The organism is Dechloromonas hortensis (assembly GCF_009469765.1).
GTDB lineage: Bacteria > Pseudomonadota > Gammaproteobacteria > Burkholderiales > Rhodocyclaceae > Azonexus > Azonexus hortensis.
Genome location: NZ_SSSQ01000013.1, coordinates 78,984 through 97,887, shown reverse-complemented (window position 1 = coordinate 97,887; position 18,904 = coordinate 78,984). Strand labels below are relative to the sequence as shown.

At 67.0% G+C, this 18,904-nt stretch carries 20 protein-coding genes and 1 riboswitch; of the genes, 7 read left to right on the top strand and 13 right to left on the bottom strand.

The features are described from left to right. Positions 1-2 precede the first annotated feature (2 nt). The 12 genes from cbiE to GH663_RS17530 all read right to left on the bottom strand — a co-directional run bounded on the left by cbiE (position 3) and on the right by GH663_RS17530 (position 9,659). Positions 3-1,283: a precorrin-6y C5,15-methyltransferase (decarboxylating) subunit CbiE gene (gene cbiE / locus GH663_RS17585; protein WP_153132965.1), complete on the bottom strand. Its 1,281-nt coding sequence runs from the start codon at positions 1,281-1,283 to the stop codon at positions 3-5. Then, positions 1,270-2,436 carry a cobalt-precorrin-5B (C(1))-methyltransferase gene (locus GH663_RS17580; RefSeq protein WP_153132964.1) on the bottom strand — a complete coding sequence of 389 codons (1,167 nt, stop codon included), beginning with the start codon at positions 2,434-2,436 and terminating at the stop codon, positions 1,270-1,272. The genes cbiE and GH663_RS17580 overlap by 14 nt, the downstream gene beginning before the upstream one ends. Continuing rightward, positions 2,433-3,107 (bottom strand): precorrin-8X methylmutase, encoded by a 675-nt coding sequence (locus GH663_RS17575; protein ID WP_153132963.1) that lies wholly within the window; start codon positions 3,105-3,107, stop codon positions 2,433-2,435. The genes GH663_RS17580 and GH663_RS17575 overlap by 4 nt, the downstream gene beginning before the upstream one ends. Before the next feature lie 6 nt (positions 3,108-3,113). Further along, the gene (locus GH663_RS17570; protein WP_153132962.1) at positions 3,114-4,049 is read right to left on the bottom strand and encodes a sirohydrochlorin chelatase; all 936 of its coding nucleotides are present in this window, start codon (positions 4,047-4,049) and stop codon (positions 3,114-3,116) included. Beyond that, the gene (cobM, locus tag GH663_RS17565) at positions 4,042-4,833 is read right to left on the bottom strand and encodes a precorrin-4 C(11)-methyltransferase (RefSeq protein ID WP_153132961.1); all 792 of its coding nucleotides are present in this window, start codon (positions 4,831-4,833) and stop codon (positions 4,042-4,044) included. Before cobM ends, GH663_RS17570 begins: the two co-directional genes overlap by 8 nt. A gap of 37 nt (positions 4,834-4,870) precedes the next feature. Continuing rightward, positions 4,871-5,734, bottom strand: coding sequence for an energy-coupling factor ABC transporter ATP-binding protein (locus GH663_RS17560; RefSeq protein WP_153132960.1), 864 nt, complete (start codon positions 5,732-5,734; stop codon positions 4,871-4,873). Then, a complete protein-coding gene (gene cbiQ / locus GH663_RS17555; RefSeq protein ID WP_153132959.1) occupies positions 5,731-6,471 on the bottom strand; it encodes a cobalt ECF transporter T component CbiQ in 741 nt (246 codons plus the stop codon). The genes GH663_RS17560 and cbiQ overlap by 4 nt, the downstream gene beginning before the upstream one ends. Next, positions 6,461-6,796 carry an energy-coupling factor ABC transporter substrate-binding protein gene (locus tag GH663_RS17550; protein ID WP_153132958.1) on the bottom strand — a complete coding sequence of 112 codons (336 nt, stop codon included), beginning with the start codon at positions 6,794-6,796 and terminating at the stop codon, positions 6,461-6,463. The genes cbiQ and GH663_RS17550 overlap by 11 nt, the downstream gene beginning before the upstream one ends. Beyond that, positions 6,793-7,470 carry an energy-coupling factor ABC transporter permease gene (locus GH663_RS17545; protein WP_153132957.1) on the bottom strand — a complete coding sequence of 226 codons (678 nt, stop codon included), beginning with the start codon at positions 7,468-7,470 and terminating at the stop codon, positions 6,793-6,795. Before GH663_RS17545 ends, GH663_RS17550 begins: the two co-directional genes overlap by 4 nt. A 129-nt stretch (positions 7,471-7,599) precedes the next feature. Then, positions 7,600-7,807: riboswitch (cobalamin riboswitch) on the bottom strand. A gap of 126 nt (positions 7,808-7,933) precedes the next feature. Next, positions 7,934-8,755, bottom strand: coding sequence for a crotonase/enoyl-CoA hydratase family protein (locus tag GH663_RS17540; RefSeq protein WP_153132956.1), 822 nt, complete (start codon positions 8,753-8,755; stop codon positions 7,934-7,936). A 63-nt stretch (positions 8,756-8,818) separates the two neighbouring features. After that, positions 8,819-9,031 carry a PTS sugar transporter subunit IIB gene (locus GH663_RS17535; RefSeq protein ID WP_066883920.1) on the bottom strand — a complete coding sequence of 71 codons (213 nt, stop codon included), beginning with the start codon at positions 9,029-9,031 and terminating at the stop codon, positions 8,819-8,821. A gap of 49 nt (positions 9,032-9,080) precedes the next feature. Beyond that, entirely contained in the window at positions 9,081-9,659 is a 579-nt protein-coding gene (locus tag GH663_RS17530) for a cob(I)yrinic acid a,c-diamide adenosyltransferase (protein WP_246181628.1), read from the bottom strand. Positions 9,660-9,722: 63 nt separating this feature from the next. Here GH663_RS17530 and hyi point away from each other — a divergent pair, with 63 nt between their 5' ends. The 7 genes from hyi (at position 9,723) to GH663_RS17495 (ending at position 17,316) form a co-directional block, all read left to right on the top strand. Next, positions 9,723-10,496 carry a hydroxypyruvate isomerase gene (gene hyi, locus GH663_RS17525; RefSeq protein ID WP_153132954.1) on the top strand — a complete coding sequence of 258 codons (774 nt, stop codon included), beginning with the start codon at positions 9,723-9,725 and terminating at the stop codon, positions 10,494-10,496. Continuing rightward, positions 10,493-11,755, top strand: coding sequence for a glycerate kinase type-2 family protein (locus GH663_RS17520; RefSeq protein ID WP_153132953.1), 1,263 nt, complete (start codon positions 10,493-10,495; stop codon positions 11,753-11,755). The genes hyi and GH663_RS17520 overlap by 4 nt, the downstream gene beginning before the upstream one ends. Before the next feature lie 8 nt (positions 11,756-11,763). After that, positions 11,764-13,245 carry an FAD-linked oxidase C-terminal domain-containing protein gene (locus GH663_RS17515; protein WP_439329192.1) on the top strand — a complete coding sequence of 494 codons (1,482 nt, stop codon included), beginning with the start codon at positions 11,764-11,766 and terminating at the stop codon, positions 13,243-13,245. Continuing rightward, a complete protein-coding gene (gene glcE, locus GH663_RS17510; protein ID WP_153132951.1) occupies positions 13,245-14,318 on the top strand; it encodes a glycolate oxidase subunit GlcE in 1,074 nt (357 codons plus the stop codon). Before GH663_RS17515 ends, glcE begins: the two co-directional genes overlap by 1 nt. Beyond that, positions 14,318-15,553 carry a glycolate oxidase subunit GlcF gene (gene glcF, locus GH663_RS17505; protein ID WP_153132950.1) on the top strand — a complete coding sequence of 412 codons (1,236 nt, stop codon included), beginning with the start codon at positions 14,318-14,320 and terminating at the stop codon, positions 15,551-15,553. Before glcE ends, glcF begins: the two co-directional genes overlap by 1 nt. A gap of 5 nt (positions 15,554-15,558) precedes the next feature. Further along, positions 15,559-16,434 carry an HDOD domain-containing protein gene (locus GH663_RS17500; RefSeq protein ID WP_246181630.1) on the top strand — a complete coding sequence of 292 codons (876 nt, stop codon included), beginning with the start codon at positions 15,559-15,561 and terminating at the stop codon, positions 16,432-16,434. A gap of 84 nt (positions 16,435-16,518) precedes the next feature. After that, entirely contained in the window at positions 16,519-17,316 is a 798-nt protein-coding gene (locus GH663_RS17495) for a PP2C family protein-serine/threonine phosphatase (RefSeq protein WP_153132948.1), read from the top strand. Positions 17,317-17,382: 66 nt separating this feature from the next. Here GH663_RS17495 and GH663_RS17490 read toward each other — a convergent pair whose 3' ends face one another. Then, complete coding sequence (locus GH663_RS17490) at positions 17,383-18,840, bottom strand: DEAD/DEAH box helicase (RefSeq protein WP_153132984.1); 1,458 nt, start codon at positions 18,838-18,840, stop codon at positions 17,383-17,385. Positions 18,841-18,904 lie beyond the last annotated feature (64 nt).

Here is an 18,904-nt window from a genome sequence, read left to right as displayed (position 1 = left end):
CCTTATTCCTTGCTTGCGGTAACGATCCACACCGGGTTCTGGGCGGCCAGTCGGTGCATGTCGAGAATGGGCTGGCTGCGACTGGCCTGCAGTTGGACGACGTCCCAGGCAGCGCCGGCTTCCTTCAGCGTAGCCGTCGCCACCGCCAGGTTTTCAATCGTGACGAAATTCATCACTAGCCGGCCGCCGGGCTTCAGGCGGCCGAGGATCAGCTTGATCAGCTCGCCCAGTTCGCCGCCCGAGCCGCCGATGAACACCGCGTCCGGGTCGGGCCAACCGTCGAGCAGGGCCGGCGCCTTGCCTTCGCACAGCGTGTAATTGCCGACCCGGAAGCGAGCGGCATTGGCGCGGGCGTTGGCGGCATCGCCTTCGTTCTTTTCGATCGCCCAGACATGGCCGTGCGGGGCGAGGCGGGCGCATTCGAGGCCGACCGAGCCGGAGCCGGCACCGATGTCCCAGACGATGGCGTCGGGAGCGAGGCGCAGCTTGGCCAGCGACAGGGCGCGCGCTTCCTGCTTGGTGATCAGGCCTTTCTCGGGCGAACGCTGGATGTATTCGAGATCCTCCAGCCCGAAGGTCGGGCGGCCGACATCCGGCTGGCGTTCGACGAGCACGACGTTCGGTTCGGGAAAAGCCATTTTTGCGACGTCGACCGCCGGCATGGCGCGATGGATCGTTTCATCGGGCAGCAGCAGCCGGCAGGCCACCGACATCGTGACGTCGTCGCCGTAGCCGGCGGTGATCAGCGCCCGGGCCAGCCGGGCCGGGTTGTTGTCGGGGCCGGTGAACAGCGCGACGCGCGGGTGCAGCGCAATCGCCCGCATCAGCTTGTAGAGGCCGTGCGCCGGCGTCGCGCCGACGAACCATTCGCCGGCATCGGCCGAGTGGCAGGTCGAAATCCTGATGTCCTGCCAGGGCGTTTTGAAACGGGCGAAAGCCAGTTGCAGCGTGGACACGGCGGGGATGATCGCGAAGCCGTCGGCCCCCAGCTTGCCGGTCAGCCAGGAGGCGATACCGTGGCACAGCGGGTCGCCGGTGGCCAGCGCGACGACCGACTGGCCGGCGGCGCGGGCGGCGACGATCCAGCCCGGGACCTGGCCGAGCAGTCCGTCCATGTCCTTCAGTTCGGCGTCGGCCGCCAGGTGCGGGCGGACCAGGGCTAGCGTGCGCCCGGCGCCGATCACGACATCGGCCGTGGCCAGCCGCTGGCGGGCGCTGTCGGCCAGGCCGGCCCAGCCGTCATCGAGGATGCCGAGCAGGCAGCAGTTTTCAGTAGGCTTCATCTTCTTCCAGACGGCAAATGAACTGTCCCTCGAAATCGCAGACGAGGATGGTCAGGTGGTAAGGGCCGGGGTAACAGGCTTTCAGGCTGCGGATCGCCTTGCTCGCCAGGGCGCGGTGGAAGGCGACGGTGAGACCGAGGCCGGCCAGGCGTTCGGCGGCGAAACGGGCGGTTTCGGCGGCGCGGATTTCCTCGACCAGATCGGCCGGGGCGCCGACTTCCCGCGCCGACTCGGCGAGCAGGTCGCGGTCGATCTCGGCCTTCCAGGCGTGGGTGACGGCCAGGCCCTGGCACATCTTGGTCAGCTTGCCGACCATGGCGCCGACATAGACCTTCGGAAAGTCGCGTTTGACTGCCGACTGGAAGGCCGCCTTGACGAAGTCGCCCATCTGCACGAAGCAGGATTCGTCGAGGTCCGGCAACTGGCGCATGGCGAATTTCTCGGTGCGGCCGCCGGTGGTGAACACGACGCTGGTCTGTCCTTGCTTGGCGGCGACATCGACGGCCTGGACGACGCTGGCCCGGAAGGCGGCGGTCGAATAGGGACGGACGATGCCGGTGGTGCCGAGGATGGAAATGCCGCCGAGGATGCCGAGCCGGGCGTTCAGCGTCTTCTTCGCCATCTCGTCACCACCCGGTACGGAAATGGTCACTTCCAGGCCGTCCACCGCCAGCATCTCGTCGGCGACGGCGCGCACGTTGTCGCGGATATTGCGTTGCGGCACCGGGTTGATCGCCGGGCCGCCGACTTCGAGGCCGAGGCCGTCCTTGGTGACGAGGCCGACGCCGAAACCGCCCTTGAGGACGATTTCGCCGACGCGGTGCGGCAGTAGCCGGACGGCGGCCGTCATGTGGGCGCCGTGCGTCGCATCCGGGTCGTCGCCGGCATCCTTGACGATGACGGCGTGGGCGATGCGCGCCTCGCCCTCACCCTCGATCCGGCTTTCGTGCACGGCAAAGGTCGCCTCGCTGCCGTTGGCCAGGCGGCAGACGACGCTGGCCGGTACTTCGCCGAGCAGCAGGCCGAGCGTCGCCGCCCGTGCCGCCGCCGCCGAACAGGTGCCGGTCGTGAAGCCGGTGCGGTTGCCGCGTTCGCGCCGGCCGTCGCCCTTGCGGACCTTGGCCGGTGCGCTGGCGTCGCTGCTGTCGCTCATGCTGCCCGTTTTTGCTCGGCTTCGGCCAGGCCGAGCAGGGCGTGGATGGCGGCGACGACCAGGGTCGAACCGCCCTTGCGGCCGGCAATGGCAACCCAGGGAATGTCGTGCAGGGTCATCAGCAGGTCCTTCGATTCGGCGGCCGAGACGAAGCCGACCGGCATGCCGACGATCAGCGCCGGTTTGGCGCCTTCTTCGCGAACCAGGCGGACGATTTCGATCAGTGCGGTCGGCGCATTGCCGATGCCGACGATGGCGCCGTCGAGCTTGCCCAGTCGGTGCGCCTTGCGCATGGCCTGGACGGCGCGGGTGGTTTCCTCGGCCTTGGCCTGCTCGATGACGTCCGGATCGGAAATGTAGTGGTGGGTGGTCATCCCGAAATGCTTCAGGCGCGGCGCCGAGAGGCCGACGCAGATCATCTCGACATCGGCGACGATCGGCGTGCCGCCCTTGAGCACGGCGGCCAGGCCGGCCTGCATCACGGCCGGATGGAAGCGGGTCAGGCCGTTGAATTCGAAATCGGCGTTGGCGTGGATCATCCGGCGCACCAGCGGCCATTGCTCGGCGCTGTAGTCGTGCGGGCCGACTTCGGCGTCGATGATGGCGAAGGAGTCGTGCTCGATGGCACGGCCGGCGGCGGTCAGTTGTTCGGTAACGATATTGGCGGTCATGGCGATTCAGGCGTGGGCGTGTTGGCAGTGGGTGGCGGGGGCGTGATCGTGGTGGTGCTCATGGCCATGGTCGTGGCCATGGGCGTGGCCGCAGCCGCCGGTGGCTGTGTGGCTGTGGTCGTGCAGGTGTTCGGCCTCGGCCGCTTCGCGGTACTTGCAGCCGTCGCATTCGAGCAGGCTGCCTTCGGGCAGTTCATTGCCGCCGACCTTGCTGTCGAGCAGGTCGAAAATGCCCTTGTCGAAGCCGAAGTGGGTGCCGAGCGCGAAGGCGACCTGCGGGTACTGGCTTTGCAGGCGTTCGAGCTGGCCCTTGATGCGCTCGATCAGCACGCCGGTGAACAGATAGACCGGGACGACGCAGATCTGCGTCATGCCGAGCCGGACCTGGCGCTGGACGACCGTTTCCAGGCGCGGCCAGGTGATGCTGGTGAAGGCCAGGTCGACCAGTTCGTGGTCGTTGGCTTCGAACACCCAGCGCACCATCTTGGCCAGTTCGCCGTTGGCGCCGGCGTCGGACGAGCCGCGGCCGAGCAGGATGACGCCGGTGGTCTGCGGGTCCGGCATGGCCAGCACTTTCATCAGGCGGTCGAGCTGGCCCTGCAGCACGGCGAAAATCTCGCGGCCCATGCCGAGGTGACGGGTGACTGCGAAGTCGATACCGGGGTGGCGCAGGCGGGCGGCTTCCAGCGCCGCCGGCAGTTCCATCTTGACGTGGCCGGCAGCATTCAGGATGAAGGGGATGACGACGACCTGGCGGCTGTTTTTCGCCGCGCGGTCGAGGCCGTCGTCGAGTAGCACCTCGGCGTGCTCGATGAAGCAGACCTCGATCCGCCAGTCCGGGTGGCGCTCGCGCCACTGCGCGGCGAAATGCAGGATTTCCTTGTTGCCGTCGCGGTTGCGCGAACCGTGGCCGACCAGCAGCAGGGTGGTGTCGTTATGCATGGGGAGTCTCCGTGGCTTTGCGGAAGCGGTGCGTGAAGCTGGGGTCGTAGAGTTTCGAGCGGGCGAGGTCGGTCCAGTCGGCAGCGCCCAGCGTCGGGCTGGCGACGATCATTGCCTGGCTGCCGACCTTCTCGGCTTGGCACTTCTGTTTGATGTCGGCCAGCGTGCCGCGAATGATCTTTTCCTGGCCCGGCCAGCTCGCCTTCTGGACGACCAGCATCGGTGCGTCCTCGGCCCAGCCGGCGGCGCGCAGCGCGTCCTGCACCTTGTGCAGCAGCGTGATCGACAGGTAGATGCAGAGCGTCGCCTTGTGCGCGGCCAGCGATTCGAGGTCCTCGCCCGGCGGCATCGGCGTCCGCCCGGCGACCCGGGTCAGGATCACCGTCTGCGTCACTTCGGGCAGGGTCAGCGTCTCGCCGGCGGCGGCCATCGAGGCCATCGCCGACGAGACGCCGGGCACCACCGCCCACTCGATGCCGGCCGCCGTCAGCGGCCGCGTCATCTCGATCAGCGCGCCGTAGAGGCCGGGGTCGCCGGTCTGCAGGCGGAGCACGGTGGCGTGCCGGCTGGCCTGGTCGAGCAGCCAGGCCGTCATTTCTTCCAGCGTCATGTCCTTGGAGTCGCGGATGACGCAGCCGGCCGGCGCGTACAGCGTCGCCGCCTGGTCGACCAGCGAGCCGGCGAACAGCACGGCACCTGCCTGCTCAAGCAGGCGGCGGGCTTTGACGGTCATCAGGTCGGGGTCGCCGGGGCCGGCGCCGACGAACCAGATCTTGCCGGCCATCAGGCTGGCCTCCGGCGCACAGTCCGGCGGTCGACGGTCAAATCAGGGCAAATTGGCATGGGCTTTCCTTGGTTTGGTTCAGTGCAGCGAGCAGGTCGGCGGCGCAGCGCGGTCGGGCGCCGGCCGGCAGCAGGCCTTGGCCGGCCAGGGCGCGCTGCAGGGTGATGATTTCCGGTAGCGGCAGGCCGACGGCGGCCAGTTCCGCGCCATGGCTGCCCAGTTCGCCGGCGGCCAGCGTGGCGGTGCAGCGACCGGCCGCCATCAGGTGAATGCGCTCGGCCCAGCGGTAGGCGAAGTCGATGTCATGTGTCGCCAGCAGCAGCGTGATGCCGCGGCCGTGCAACTTGTCGAGCACGGCCAGCAGTTCCTGCTGCATGGCATGGTCGAGGCCGGCCATCGGCTCGTCGAGGATCAGCAGTTCCGGCTGCATGGCCAGCACGCCGGCGATGCAGACGCGCTTCTTCTGGCCGAAGCTCAGGTTATGCACCGGCCGGCCGCCGAATTCGCCCATGCCGACCGCTGCCAGCGCATCGGCAACGCGCCGGCGGACGCTGGCGGTATCGAGCCCGAGATTGAGCGGGCCGAAGGAAACATCCTCCGCGACGCTGGCCGAGAACAGCTGGCGGTCCGGGTTCTGGAAAACGAGGCCGACCCGGCTGCGTAGCCGGCGCAAACCGGCCCGCCCGTAATCGACGGCGGCGCCGGCGTAGCGCACGACGCCGGTCTGCGGCCGCAACAGGCCGTTGGCGTGCTGGAACAAGGTGGTCTTGCCGGCCCCGTTGGCGCCGATCAGCACATTGCGGCTGCCGCGCCGGATGGCCAGCGAACAGTCGTTCAGGCCCAGGCTGCCGTCCGGATAACGGTAGCTGACCTGCTGCAGTTCGAGCAGGCAGTCGTTCATCGCAGGCTCACCGCGAGGCTGATCAGGGCGAGGCCGGCCAGCCCGGCCAGCGCGCAGTGGCGCCGGCTGTCGGCAAAATCCGGGGTGAGGAAACACAGCGGGCCGTCGTTGTTGCGGGCCTGGGCGGCGACGTGCAGGGCGGCGGCGCGCTGCCACACCTGCAGCGTCAGGTTGGCCGCCAGTTGGCCGAGCGAGCGCAGGGCGAGGCGGGGCGTCGCGTAGCCGAGGCGGGCCGACTGGGCGGTCAAGGTGTCGTGCACGGCGGCCGAAAAGACGAACAGCGTGCGGTAGCAGAGCACCATGATGTCGAGCAGCAGTTCGGGCGCTTTCAGGCGGCGCAGCAGCCCGATCAGGTCGCTGAGCGGCGTCGTCAGCACCAGGAAGAGCAGCGCCGCCAGGGCGCCGAGCGAGCGGCTGCCGGTTTCGGCCAGTTGGTCGAGGCCGCCCGGAGCGAGGCGCCAGTGCGGTGCGCCGGCGCTGACGTCGAGCGAAAAAGCCAGCGACAGGCTGCCCAGGGCGAGAAAGAACAGGGCGGGGGCGGCGACGCGCAGGTAACGGGCGGCCGGAATGCCGGCGCCAACCACGGTGAGCAGGGCCAGGCCACCGGCGACGAGGGCGGCGGTCAACGGCCGGCCGGCGGCAAAAACCGCGACGAAGCCGGCAGCCGCGAAGAGCCCCTTGGCGGCCGGCGAAATCGCGCGCCAGCGGTTGGCGTAGGCGGCCTGCTCAATCAGCACCGGCGGTTTTCTCCGGGTTTTGCGCTGCGGCCCGGCGCAGCTTTTCGCGGGTCACCGAGACGCCGAGGTAATAGCCGATGAAGCCGGCGCCAAGCGCCGCCTGCACGGCAAAGAGCAGCGAGGCGATCTCGCCGCTGGCCGGTTCGAGCAGCGGCGCGAACCACGGCTGGTAGGTCGGGGCGATCTGGCCGATCAGTTCCATGGCCTTGTTGTCGGCGCCGGCGAAGATGCTGGCGCCGCTTGCCGGTTTGTCGACCAGCCACAGCGGCAGGACGGCGAGCAGCACGACGGCGAGCAGCAGCAGGGCGTTCTGGTGGCGCTTCATGCCTGCGCCTCGCCGGCCGGCAGTAGCTTCATGTCCTGCAGTTCCTGCGGGTTGAAGCGGGCCAGGGCGTTGAAGATGACGACGGTGAGCAGGCCTTCACTGATCGCCAGGGGAATCTGGGTGAGTGCGAAAATACCGGCGAATTTGGCGAAGGAGGCGATGAAGCCGCCGGTCGGATCGGGGAAGGCCCAGGCCAGTTGGGCCGAGGTCGTGACGTAGGTGAGCAGGTCGGCCAGGCTGGCGGCGAGAAAGATGCTGAGCGCGAAGGAGGCTTTCAGGGCGCGGGCCAGCTTGAAGACGCCGGCGGCGGCGAAAGGGCCGACCACGGCCATCGAGAAGATGTTGGCGCCGAGCGTGGTCAGGCCGCCGTGGGCGAGCAGCAGCGCCTGGAAAAGGAGGACGACGGCACCGATCGGCGCCATCGCGGCCGGCCCGAAAAGCAGCGCGCCGAGGCCGGTGCCGGTCGGGTGCGAGCAGCTGCCGGTGACCGAAGGCAGTTTCAGCGCCGAAAGGACGAAGGCGAAGGCGGCGGCGACGCCGAGCAGCATCCGCTGTTCCGGCTTGGCGCGGATGCGGCGGCGGATCGTCAGCAGGCCGCCGGCGACGAAAGGCGTCGCGGCGAGCGTCCAGCCGACGGCATGCGAGAAGGGCAAGAAGCCTTCCATGATGTGCATCTTTCTCTCCCACAGCGAGAAATGGCAAACAGCACCAGACCGGGGGAAATATGCAGATCGGAAGACGGGCCGGAGACGGAAAGCCGCCGGCGCAAATCAACAGAACCACTCCCGTCACCCCGGGGATTGGTACTACGTTTGATTTGGGCCGGTCTTCTGGCTCGCCTTCAATCTTCTCCACCAACCTTCCCATGCGATGCACAGTGGCGTGAGGTGGAGTCGTCAGGCTTACAGCAGCGGGGGCTGCGCCGGAATGTCTGCGTCTGCAGAGTCACCGGCTTCCCGTTTCACCCGCCCCGCGATCGCGAGGCAAGGCACCCAAAACGGGGGCGAGTATATACGACGAAGCCGGAATGAAAAATATCTTTTCGGCATCCCGGTGGCGGGGCGGTGATGCGGGCGGGAAGTGAAAGAAAAGCAGCCGGCTGGATGGATGGTAGTTCGATGCCGGCTGCTTGGCTACCTAATCGGCGAAGTTCGCTGCCCGTTTTTCCCGCTGCGCAGCCAGGCATTCGCCGAGGTCGGCCGAGAGCAGCATTGCTGCATTCCAGGTCGCGACGTAGTTGAGGCCGTCGGCGACGCTGTGGTCGCGGCTGTAATTCATCACTTCCTTGAGACCGCGGGTGGCGAGCGGCGACTTGCCGGCGATGGCGAGGGCGATTTCGCGCACCCCGGCGGTCAACGCTTCCGGCGAGCCGAAAATGCGGTTGGCGAGACCGAGCCGGACCGCCTCTTCGGCATCGACATGGCGGCCAGTGTAGGCGAGTTCGCGCGCCATGCCGTCGCCGATCAGGCGGGGCAGGCGTTGCAGCGTGCCGACGTCGGCGACCATGCCGATGTCGATTTCCTTGATCGAGAAAATGGCGTCGGGGGCGACGTAGCGCATGTCGCAGCAGGTAACGAGATCGAGAGCGCCGCCGACACAGGCGCCCTGGATGGCGGCGAGCACCGGCTTGCGGCAGCGCTCCAGGCTGCTCAGGCAGTCCTGCAGATCGAGGATCAGCCGGCGCAGGGCTTCGCGGCTGCGCGCCCCGTCCGGGTCGGCGATCCGTTGCTGGACGCCGGCCAGCATGGCGAGGTCGATGCCGGCGCAAAAGTTGCGGCCTTCGCCGGCCAGGATGGCGACGCGAGCGGCTGGCGTGGCGTCGATCCAGTCGAAGGCCTGGCGGATTTCCTGCCACATCGCTTCGTTCATCGCATTCGAACGGTCCGGCCGGTTGAGGCGGACTTCGGCGACGTGGTCGGCGAGGCTGAGAGTGAGGGTGGTGAAAACGGGTGGGTTCATCGGGCTGTCTCCTTGGTTTTATTGGATTTGCCCGCGATCTTACGCGATTGGCGTAGCGCCGGATCAGGCCATGCTGGCCAGCGCGTTGGCGAGTTCGTCATTGCTGCCGGCGTGATCGTCGCCGGCTGTGCGCTGCGTCTCGACCCGGACGTGGTAGCCGGCCGAGCGCAACTCTTCCGCCCACTGCTCGGCAGTGTGCCGGTCGGGGTGCCACGGCCCTTTCTCGACCACGGGGTGGGTCGAGCCGTTGCGATAGGTGGTGATGACGCGATACACGATTCAGCAGCTTGTCGGCGCTTGCTGCCGGCCGGGGCCGGCAGCCGGCTCAGGTAGCGTTCTTGCCTTTCTGCCAGAGGACGTCGCCGCGGCCACCGGCCCGGTTCAGCGTGCGGCCGAGGATGAAGAGCAGGTCGGAGAGGCGATTGACGTAGCGGCGGGCGGCTTCGGACAGCGGTTCGGCGTTGTTCAGGCGAACCATCGAACGCTCGGCGCGCCGGCAGACAGTGCGGCAGATGTGGGCGATAGCGGCCGGCCGGGTGCCACCGGGCAGGATGAATTCCTTGAGCATCGGCAGGTCCTCGTTGAATTGGTCGGCCAGTTCTTCGAGGCGGGCGACCTGGGCGTCCTTCATGATGTCCATGCCGGGCAGGCAGAGTTCGCCGCCGAGGTCGAACAGGTCGTGCTGGATATCGAGCAGCGCAGCGCGGACGGGCTCCGGGAGCTCTTCGCAGAGCAGCAGGCCGAGATTGGAGTTCAGTTCATCGACTTCGCCGATGGCATCGATGCGCAGGCTGTCCTTGGTCGTCCGGCTGCCGTCGCCAAGGCCGGTAGTGCCGGCGTCGCCGGTGCGGGTGACGATCTTCGACAGGCGGTTGCCCTTGCGTTCGGATTCGGTATTGCTCACTGCGCTCTCCTCGTTGTTATGCATCCAATTATACTGGCGGGCCGGATACAGACTGTTGCCGCCATGCCAAAGTTCGCCGCCAACCTGAGTTTTTTGTTCACCGAACAGCCTTTCCCCGAGCGTTTCAAATTGGCGGCGGCGGCTGGCTTTCGCGGCGTCGAATACCTCTTTCCCTACGATTATCCGGCGGCCGATGTCGCCGGCTGGCTGCGCGAGGCCGGTCTCGAGCAGGTGCTGTTCAACCTGCCGGCCGGCGACTGGGCGGCCGGCGAGCGCGGCCTGGCCTGCCTGCCGGGGCGGCAGGGCGAGTTCGCCGAGAGCGTCGAACGGGCCTGCGAGTACGCCATGCTGCTCGATTGCTCCCGCTTGCATTGCCTGGCCGGTTTACGCCCGGCCGGCCATGACGAGGCGGAACTGGAAGCGACCTACCTCGCCAACCTGCAATTCGCCGCCGACCGTTGCGCCAGTATCGGTGCGACGCTGCTGATCGAGCCGATCAACAGCCGTATCGACATGCCCGGCTACTGGCTGGACGACGTCAAAAAGGGTTTTTGCCTGCTCGACCAGGTCGACCGCAGCAATGTGAAGTTGCAGCTCGATCTCTACCACGCCCAGATCATCCAGGGCGACCTGGCGCGGACCATCGAAGCCAACCTCGGGCGTATCGGGCACATCCAGATCGCCGACAATCCCGGCCGGCACGAGCCGGGCACCGGCGAGATCAATTACCCCTTCCTCTTCAACTTGCTCGACCGCCTCGGTTACGCCGGCTGGGTCGGCTGCGAATACAAGCCGCTGACGACGACCGAGGCCGGCCTCGGCTGGAGAGCGCAATGAGCCCGCGCGACATCCTGCGCCGCCTGTTCGATGCGGCCATCGCGGCGGCCGATCCGATGCATTGCGCTCCGCCGCACCTGCCGCCCGACGACGGTGGTCGGCTGATCGTGATCGGCGCCGGCAAGGCCTCGGCGGCGATGGCGCGGGCGGTGGAAGAACATTGGTCGGGGCCGCTCGACGGCCTGGTCGTCACCCGCTACGGCCACGGCGTGCCCTGCCAACGGATCGAGATCGTCGAAGCGGCGCACCCGGTGCCGGATGCAGCCGGCGAAGCGGCGGCGGCGCGCATGCTCGCCAAGGTGCGCGGCCTGCACGAAAACGACCGTGTGCTGGCGCTTATTTCCGGCGGTGGCTCGGCCTTGCTCGCGGCACCGGCCGCCGGCGTCACGCTGGCCGAAAAGCGGGCGATCACGGCGGCGCTGCTCAAATGCGGGGCCAGCATCGGCGAGATCAACAGCGTCCGCAAGCACCTCTCGGCGATCAAGGGCGGCCGGTTGGCGGAGGCGGCCTGGCCGGCTTCGGTGCTGACGCTGGCAATTTCCGATGTGCCGGGCGACGACCCGGCGGTGATCGCCTCCGGCCCGACGGTCGGCGATCCGACGACGGCGGCCGAGGCGCTGCAGGTGCTCGACTTCTACGCCATCGATATTCCGCCGGCACTGCGCGCCCGCCTGCAAGCCGGCGAGCTGGAAACGCCGAAGCCAGGGGCGCCGCAACTGGCGCGCAGCAGCTTCAAGCTGGTCGCCAGCCCGCTGCGGATGTTGCAGGCGGCGGCCGCCGAAGCGCAGCGCCTGGGCATCGCGCCGCTCATTCTCGGCGACGCCATCGAGGGCGAGGCGCGCGAGGTGGGCAAGGTGCTGGCCGGCATCGCGCTGTCCTGCGGTCGACATGGTCTGCCGGGCAAAAAGCCCTGCGTCCTGCTCGCCGGCGGCGAAACGACGGTGACGCTGAAAGGCGCCGGCCGGGGCGGCCGCAATACGGAATTCCTGCTCGGCCTGGCGCTGGCCCTCGATGGCGCGCCGGAAATCTCGGCGCTGGCCGCCGACACCGACGGCATCGATGGCAGCGAGAACAACGCCGGCGCCTTCGTCGGGCCGGACACGCTGCAGCGGGGGCGCGACCTTGGCTTGGACATTCGCCAGGCGATGGCCGGCAACGACGCCTGGGGCTATTTCTCGGCGCTGGGCGATTTGCTGGTTACCGGCCCGACGCGGACCAATGTCAATGACTTCCGCGCTATGCTCATCGGCATAGAATGAGGCCCATGATGACGACACCCGAACCCGACTTTCAGACCGACCGTGCGGCGCTGGCCGGGCGCCTGAAAATGATCCTGCCGGCACATTGCCTGCTAGTCGATGACGAGGATCTGCGCCCTTACGAATGCGACGGCCTCACTGCTTTTCGCCAACTGCCGCTGGCCGTCTGCCTGCCGGAAAGCGAGGCGCAGGTCATCGATGTGCTGCGCACCTGCCACCAGCTTGGCGTGCCGGTCGTTGCCCGCGGCGCCGGCACCGGTTTGTCGGGCGGCGCGATGCCGCACGCCCAGGGCGTCGTGCTGTCGCTGGCCCGTTTCAACAAGATTCTGCGCGTCGACCGCAAGGCCCGCCTCGCCGTCGTCCAGCCCGGCGTGCGCAACCTGGCGGTGTCGGAAGCGGCGGCGCCGTTCGGCCTCTATTACGCGCCCGACCCCTCGTCGCAGATCGCCTGCACGCTGGGCGGCAATGTCGCCGAAAATTCGGGCGGCGTGCATTGCCTGAAATACGGGCTGACCGTGCATAACGTGCTGCGTATCCGCGTCGTCAGCATCGAGGGCGAAGTCTTCGAGATCGGTTCGGAAGCGCCAGATGCGCCGGGCTACGATCTGCTGGCACTGATGATCGGTTCGGAAGGCATGCTCGGCGTGGTTACCGAAGTCACCGTCAAGCTGGTCCCCAAGCCGGAACTGGCGCAGGTCGTCATGGCTTCCTTCGACGACGTCGCGCGGGCCGGCGACGCGGTGGCCGACATCATCGCCGCCGGCATCATCCCGGCCGGCCTGGAGATGATGGACAAGGCGGCGACCGCCGCCGTCGAGCCTTTCGTCAAGGCCGGCTACGACCTCAGGGCGGCAGCCATCCTGCTCTGCGAGGCGGACGGCACGCCGGAGGAAGTGGCCGAGGAAATCGGCCGCGTCACCGAAGTGCTACGGGCGGCCGGCGCCCGCGAGCTGCGCGTCTCGCAGTCGGAAGCCGAGCGCCTGCGCTTCTGGGCCGGGCGCAAGGCGGCCTTCCCGGCGGTCGGCCGCATCACGCCGGACTATTACTGCATGGACGGCACCATTCCGCGCAAGCGGCTGGCCGAAATGCTGTCGGCGATCGCCGACATGGAGCACAAGTACGGCCTGCGCTGCGCCAACGTTTTCCATGCCGGCGACGGCAACCTGCACCCGCTGATCATGTACGACGCCGCCAAGCCCAGCGAGTGGCGCTGGGCCGAAGCCTTCGGCGCCGAGATCCTGGAGATGTCGGTCGCCCTCGGCGGTTCGATCACCGGCGAGCACGGCGTCGGCATCGAGAAGATCAACCAGATGTGCGTCCAGTACAAGACGCCGGAGATCGAAGCCTTCCACCGCATCAAGTTCGCCTTTGACGACAAGGGCCTGCTCAACCCCGGCAAGGCAGTGCCCAGCCTGCATCGTTGCGCCGAGTACGGCCGCATGCACGTGCACCACGGCGATCTCAAATTCCCGGAACTGGAGCGCTTCTGATGAACCTTGACGATCTGGCCGGCCGCATCCGGGCGGCGCACGACAGTCACACGCCGCTGCGCATTCGCGGCGCCGGCAGCAAGGATTTCTACGGCGGCATGCTGGCCGGCGAAGTGCTCGATGTTGCCGAGTACCGCGGCATCGTCGCCTACGAGCCGACCGAGCTTTACATCACCGCCCGTTGCGGCACGCCGCTGGCCGACATCGAGGCGGAACTGGCCGAAGAGGGGCAGATGCTAGCCTTCGAGCCGCCGCAGTTTGATGGGGCGGGTGTCGATTCCGCCGGCGCGACGCTTGGTGGCTGCGTCGCCACCGGTCTGGCTGGGCCACGCCGGCAGCAGGCCGGGGGGGTGCGCGACTTCATGCTCGGCGCCAAGCTGATCGATGGCACGGGGCAAGTCCTCGATTTCGGCGGCCAGGTGATGAAGAACGTCGCCGGTTACGATGTCTCGCGCCTGCTCGCCGGCAGTCTCGGCACGCTCGGCGTACTGGCCGAGGTTACGCTGAAGGTGTTGCCGAAACCGGTCGCCGAGCAGACGCTGCTCTTCGCGATGGACGAGGCCGAGGCCGTCGCCCGACTCAACGAGTGGGGCGGCCAGCCGCTGCCGATTTCGGCTTCCTTCTGGCACGACGGCCAGTTGTGGCTGCGCCTGTCCGGGGCGCGGGCCGCGGTCGACAAGGCGGTCGCCCGGCTCGGCGGCAGTCCGGCGGTCAACGCCGCAAAACACTGGATTTCCGTCCGCGAGCAAACGCACCCGGCCTTTGCCGCCAGCGTGCTGTGGCGCCTGGCGCTGCCCTCGGCGGCGACATCGCCCGGGCTGGACGGCTTGCGCGCCATCGAATGGGGCGGCGGTCAGCGCTGGTATGCCGGTGAAGCCGGCGATGCCGTGCGCGGTGCGGCGGCCCGCCTCGGCGGCCATGCCGTGCTCTATCGGGCGCCGGAGTCGCTGCGCTGCCTGGAAGGCCCCTTTGCCCCGCTGTCGCCAGCCCTGCTGGCGCTGCACCGCCGCCTGAAAAAGTCTTTCGACCCGCGCGGCATTCTCAATCCCGGCCGGCTTTACGCGGAGTTCTGATGGATACCCGACTCGCCGATTTCATTCGCGACACCCCGGCCGGCCAGGAGGCCGAGGCCATCCTTCGCACCTGTGTCCATTGCGGTTTCTGCACCGCGACCTGTCCGACCTACCAGTTGCTCGGCGACGAGCTGGACGGGCCGCGCGGCCGCATCTACCTGATCAAGCAGGTTCTCGAAGGTCAGCCGGTCACCGAAAAGACGCGCAGCCACCTCGACCGTTGCCTGACCTGCCGCTCCTGCGAAACGACGTGTCCGTCGGGGGTCAAATACGGCCACCTGCTCGATATCGGCCGTCAGGTCGTCGAGGAAGAGCTGCAACGCCCGTTGAGCGAAGCGCTGCCGCGCCTGCTGTTGCGCGAAGTGTTGCCGCGCCCGGCCATTTTCGGTCCGGCCATCCAGCTTGGTCGCATGCTGCGCCCGCTGCTGCCCAACGTGCTGGCCGACAAGTTGCCGCCGACGCAGCCGGCCGCCGGGCCGTGGCCGGCCAAGGGCCGGCAGCAACGACGCATGCTGGTGCTGGCCGGTTGCGTGCAGCCGACGCTGGCGCCGAACATCAATGCGGCCACCGCCCGGGTGCTGGATCGCCTCGGCATCGAACTGTTCGAGGAGGCCAAGGCCGGCTGCTGCGGCGCCGTCCGCTTCCATCTGAACGACCAGGAACGGGCCAGGGACGACATGCGGCGCAATATCGACGCCTGGTGGCCGCATGTCGAAGCCGGCATCGAGGCGATTGTCGCCACCGCTTCCGGTTGCGGCGTGCAACTGCGCGACTACGGCCATGCCCTGGCCGATGATCCGGTGTACGCCGAAAAAGCCGCTAAAATCAGCGCCCTGACGCGCGACCCGTCGGAGGTGGTGGCCGCCGAGCGCGAAAGCTTGTTGCCGCTGTTCCGGAAAAACACGGCAGACCTGGGAAAACTGGCTTTTCATTCGCCGTGCACGTTGCAGCACGGCCTGAAAATCCGCGGTGTGATCGAGGAATTGCTGCAGGCGGCCGGTTTTGAACTGACCCCGGTCGCCGATGGCCATTTGTGCTGCGGCTCGGCTGGTACCTACTCGGTTTTGCAGGCCAAGTTGTCCCTGCAGTTGAAGAGCAACAAGCTGGGCGCGCTGACCGCCGGCGGGCCGGCACAGATTGCCACCGCCAACATTGGCTGCCTGACGCATTTGCAGGCCGGGAGCACGATACCGGTCCGCCACTGGATAGAATTAATGGATGAGGTAATCGCGTAATGGGTATGTCGGTGGCCGAGGCCGTCCGGACGCTGGACGACGAAGCGGCAAAAAAAATGAAGCGCCTGATCGAGCGCGGCGTGAAGATTCCACCTCAGCCACGGGTGCTTGAGGAGTTGCGCAAGCATTTGCAGCGCAAGGAGTTCGATGTCCGCCTGCTGTCCCGGGTAATCAACCAGGATGCGGGGATTACGGCGATGTTGTTCAAGGTGGTGACGAGTGCCGCCTACAAGCAACATCAACCTTTCGAAACGGTCGAACAGATTCTGCACGCGGTCGGCGTGCGCCAGACTTTCAACCTGGTGCAGGCGATTTCCTTGGCCGCCCAAGGCGACCTTAAGAAGAACCCGCAGGTCTATGAAGCCTTCTGGGCGCGCTCGCAGGCAGTTGCCCAACTGGCCATGCTGATTGCCGACGAGCGTATCGCGGTCTGCAACATCTTTCCCGACCAAGCCTATCTGGCGGGAGTCTTCCACGATTGCGGCGTGCTGCTGCTGATGCAGCGCTTTTCGTCCTACTGTGCCGAAATGCACCTTGGCGAACCGGGGCGCTGGGTCGAACTGGCCGAGGAAGACAGCAAGTTCAGTGCCGACCACTGCGTTGTCGGTTACATTGTGGCGCGTCATTGGCATTTGCCGGATTTCATCTGCGATGCCATCCGGTATCACCACGACATTCGCGAACTCGGCATGCATGCCTCGCGCACGATGGTGGCCATCCTGCAACTGGCAGTCGATATCTACTACCGCGACCAGCGTGTCGCCAATCCGGAGTGGGAGCAGGTCAAGGACGAGGTCCTGCCCGAACTCGGCATGAGTGACGACGGTTTGCTCGAATTTGTCGATGTCATCATCGAGCGTTTCCATGCAGGCCAGCACTGAAGCGGCTTTGCGGGCTGTTTCTGTGACAGTGTTAAGCGTCGGCGACGGCTTTCATGATAATCTTTCTCCCCAAAAGGAGAGGGAATGCCGATAGCAATTGATGCCTGCGCCGCACAACATCAGGGGGATCGCAAGGAACAGCAGGACCGCGTGGCGATCCTGCCGCACACCAGGAAAAAAGGCATCGCGCTGGCCGTCGTCGCCGACGGCATGGGCGGCCATACCGGGGGCGCGCTGGCGGCCGAGCAGGTAATCCATACCGCACGCAACAATCTCGATCATTTCGCGCCGGCCGACGAGAGCCCGCAGGTCATGCTGGAAAACAGCATGCGCGAGGCGCATACGATGATCAAGGCCTCCCGCTTCATCAATGAAAAGGACCCGCACAGCACGGCGGTGATGCTGCTGCTGCAGCCCGGCAAAGTGACCTGGGCACATTGCGGTGACAGCCGCTTGTACCGTTTCAAGGGCAATAAGCTGGTCAGCCGGACGGTCGACCACTCCTATGTCGAACATTTGCTGGCCACCGGCCGCATTACGGCAGAGCAGGCGCTGACCCACCCGAATCGCAACGTGCTGCTGACCTCGCTCGGTGGCCAGGAAGAGCCGAAATTCGATTTCGCCGAGGCCGAGAGCTTTGCCGGCGGCGAAGCTTTCGTACTGTGCTCGGATGGCCTCTGGGCCTATTTCGACGATGAGGAAATGGCCAGCGTCATCGCCGAGAATTCGGCGCGCAACGCCTGCGAGATACTCATCGAACGTGCCCGCCACCGTGGCCGCGGGGCTGGCGACAACATCTCGCTGGCGATCATCAAACTGGTTGAGGTCGAGGCGCCGAAAGTCGTGCCGCCGGTCGGTTTCGTGCCGCGCCCGAAGAACTGAGCCACCTTTTGCCCGACGTAAAAACGGCGCCACGCAGGCGCCGTTTTTTTTGAGCCGGGTGACTGCCTACTTGCGGCCGAGGCCGCCTAGCAGAGCGGCAACGACCCGTTTCGGCTTGTGCGGATCGGCCTTGGCCGGGGCGTTCGGTGAGTCCGGCACTTCGCCGCGCGGCTTGGTGTCTTCGTAGGGTTTGCTGAAATCGAAACCGTCCGCTGCGATCATCGGATTGCGTCGTGGGCGACGCTCGTAACGGTCGGCGCTGCGTTCCGGACGTTCGGAACGCTCGCTGCGCTCCGGGCGCTCGGCACGATGGGCGACCGGGGCCTTGACCGGGGCCGGGGCACGTTTTTTCTTGTTGCCCGGCGGGTATTCGTATTCCGGCTCCGGCTCGAAGCCAGCCACTTCGACCTGTTCGATCGGGCGCTTGATCAGTTTCTCGATATCGACCAAGTAGCCGACTTCGTGCGCGCTGACCAGCGAGATGGCATTCCCCATCTTGCCGGCCCGGCCGGTGCGGCCGATGCGGTGCACGTAGTCTTCCGGCGTGTGCGGCAGTTCGTAATTGATGACGTAGGGCAGGTCATCGACATCGAGGCCGCGTGCCGCGACGTCGGTCGCGATCAGGGCATCAGTCTCGCCACCCTTGAAGGCTTCGAGCGCCTTGATCCGGTCGAGCTGGCTCTTGTCACCGTGGATGGCATCGGCCTTGATGCCGGCCCGTTGTAGTTCGCGAGTCAGGCGCGAGCAGCCCTGCTTGGTACGCATGAAGACGATGCACTGGCGGATTTCACCGGACTTCAGCAGCTTGGTCAGTAGACCGCGCTTGCCGTATTCCGAAACCGGGTGCACGCGGTGGGTGATGGTGTCGGAGACCTGGTTGCGGCGGGCGACTTCGATCAGGACCGGCGACTTCAGCATGGTGTCGGCCAGCTTCTTGATTTCTTCCGAGAAGGTGGCCGAGAAGAGCAGGCTCTGCCGCTGCTGCGGCAGCATGTTCAGGATGCGGGTGACATCGGGGATGAAGCCCATGTCGAGCATGCGGTCGGCTTCGTCGAGGACCAGGGCCTGTACCGAGTTGAAGCTGACGCTCTTGTTCTCGACGTGGTCGAGCAGGCGGCCCGGAGTGGCGACGAGAATCTCGACGCCCTTCTTCAGTTCGGCGATCTGCGGCTTGATATCGACGCCGCCGTAGGCGCACATGGCGCGGATCGGCGTGTGCTTGCTGTAGGACTTGACCGATTCGAAGACCTGCATCGCCAGTTCGCGGGTCGGGGCCAGGATCAGGGCGCGTACCGGGTGCTTGGCGGGCGACGGGCTGCTGCTGGCGAAGGGCAGGATGCGTTGCAGGATGGGCAGCGTGAAGGCGGCCGTCTTGCCGGTGCCGGTCTGGGCGCCGCCCATGATGTCCTTGCCGCTGATGACCAGCGGGATGGCCTGGGCCTGGATCGGGGTCGGCTTGGTATAGCCTTCGTCGAGCACGGCGCGCAGCAATTCTGGTGCCAGGCCGAGGTCGGCAAAGGTGATTTCAGGGGCGGTTTCCGTCGGTAACACCGCCGCCGGGGTGCTGGCAGCGTCGCCAGCTAACGTA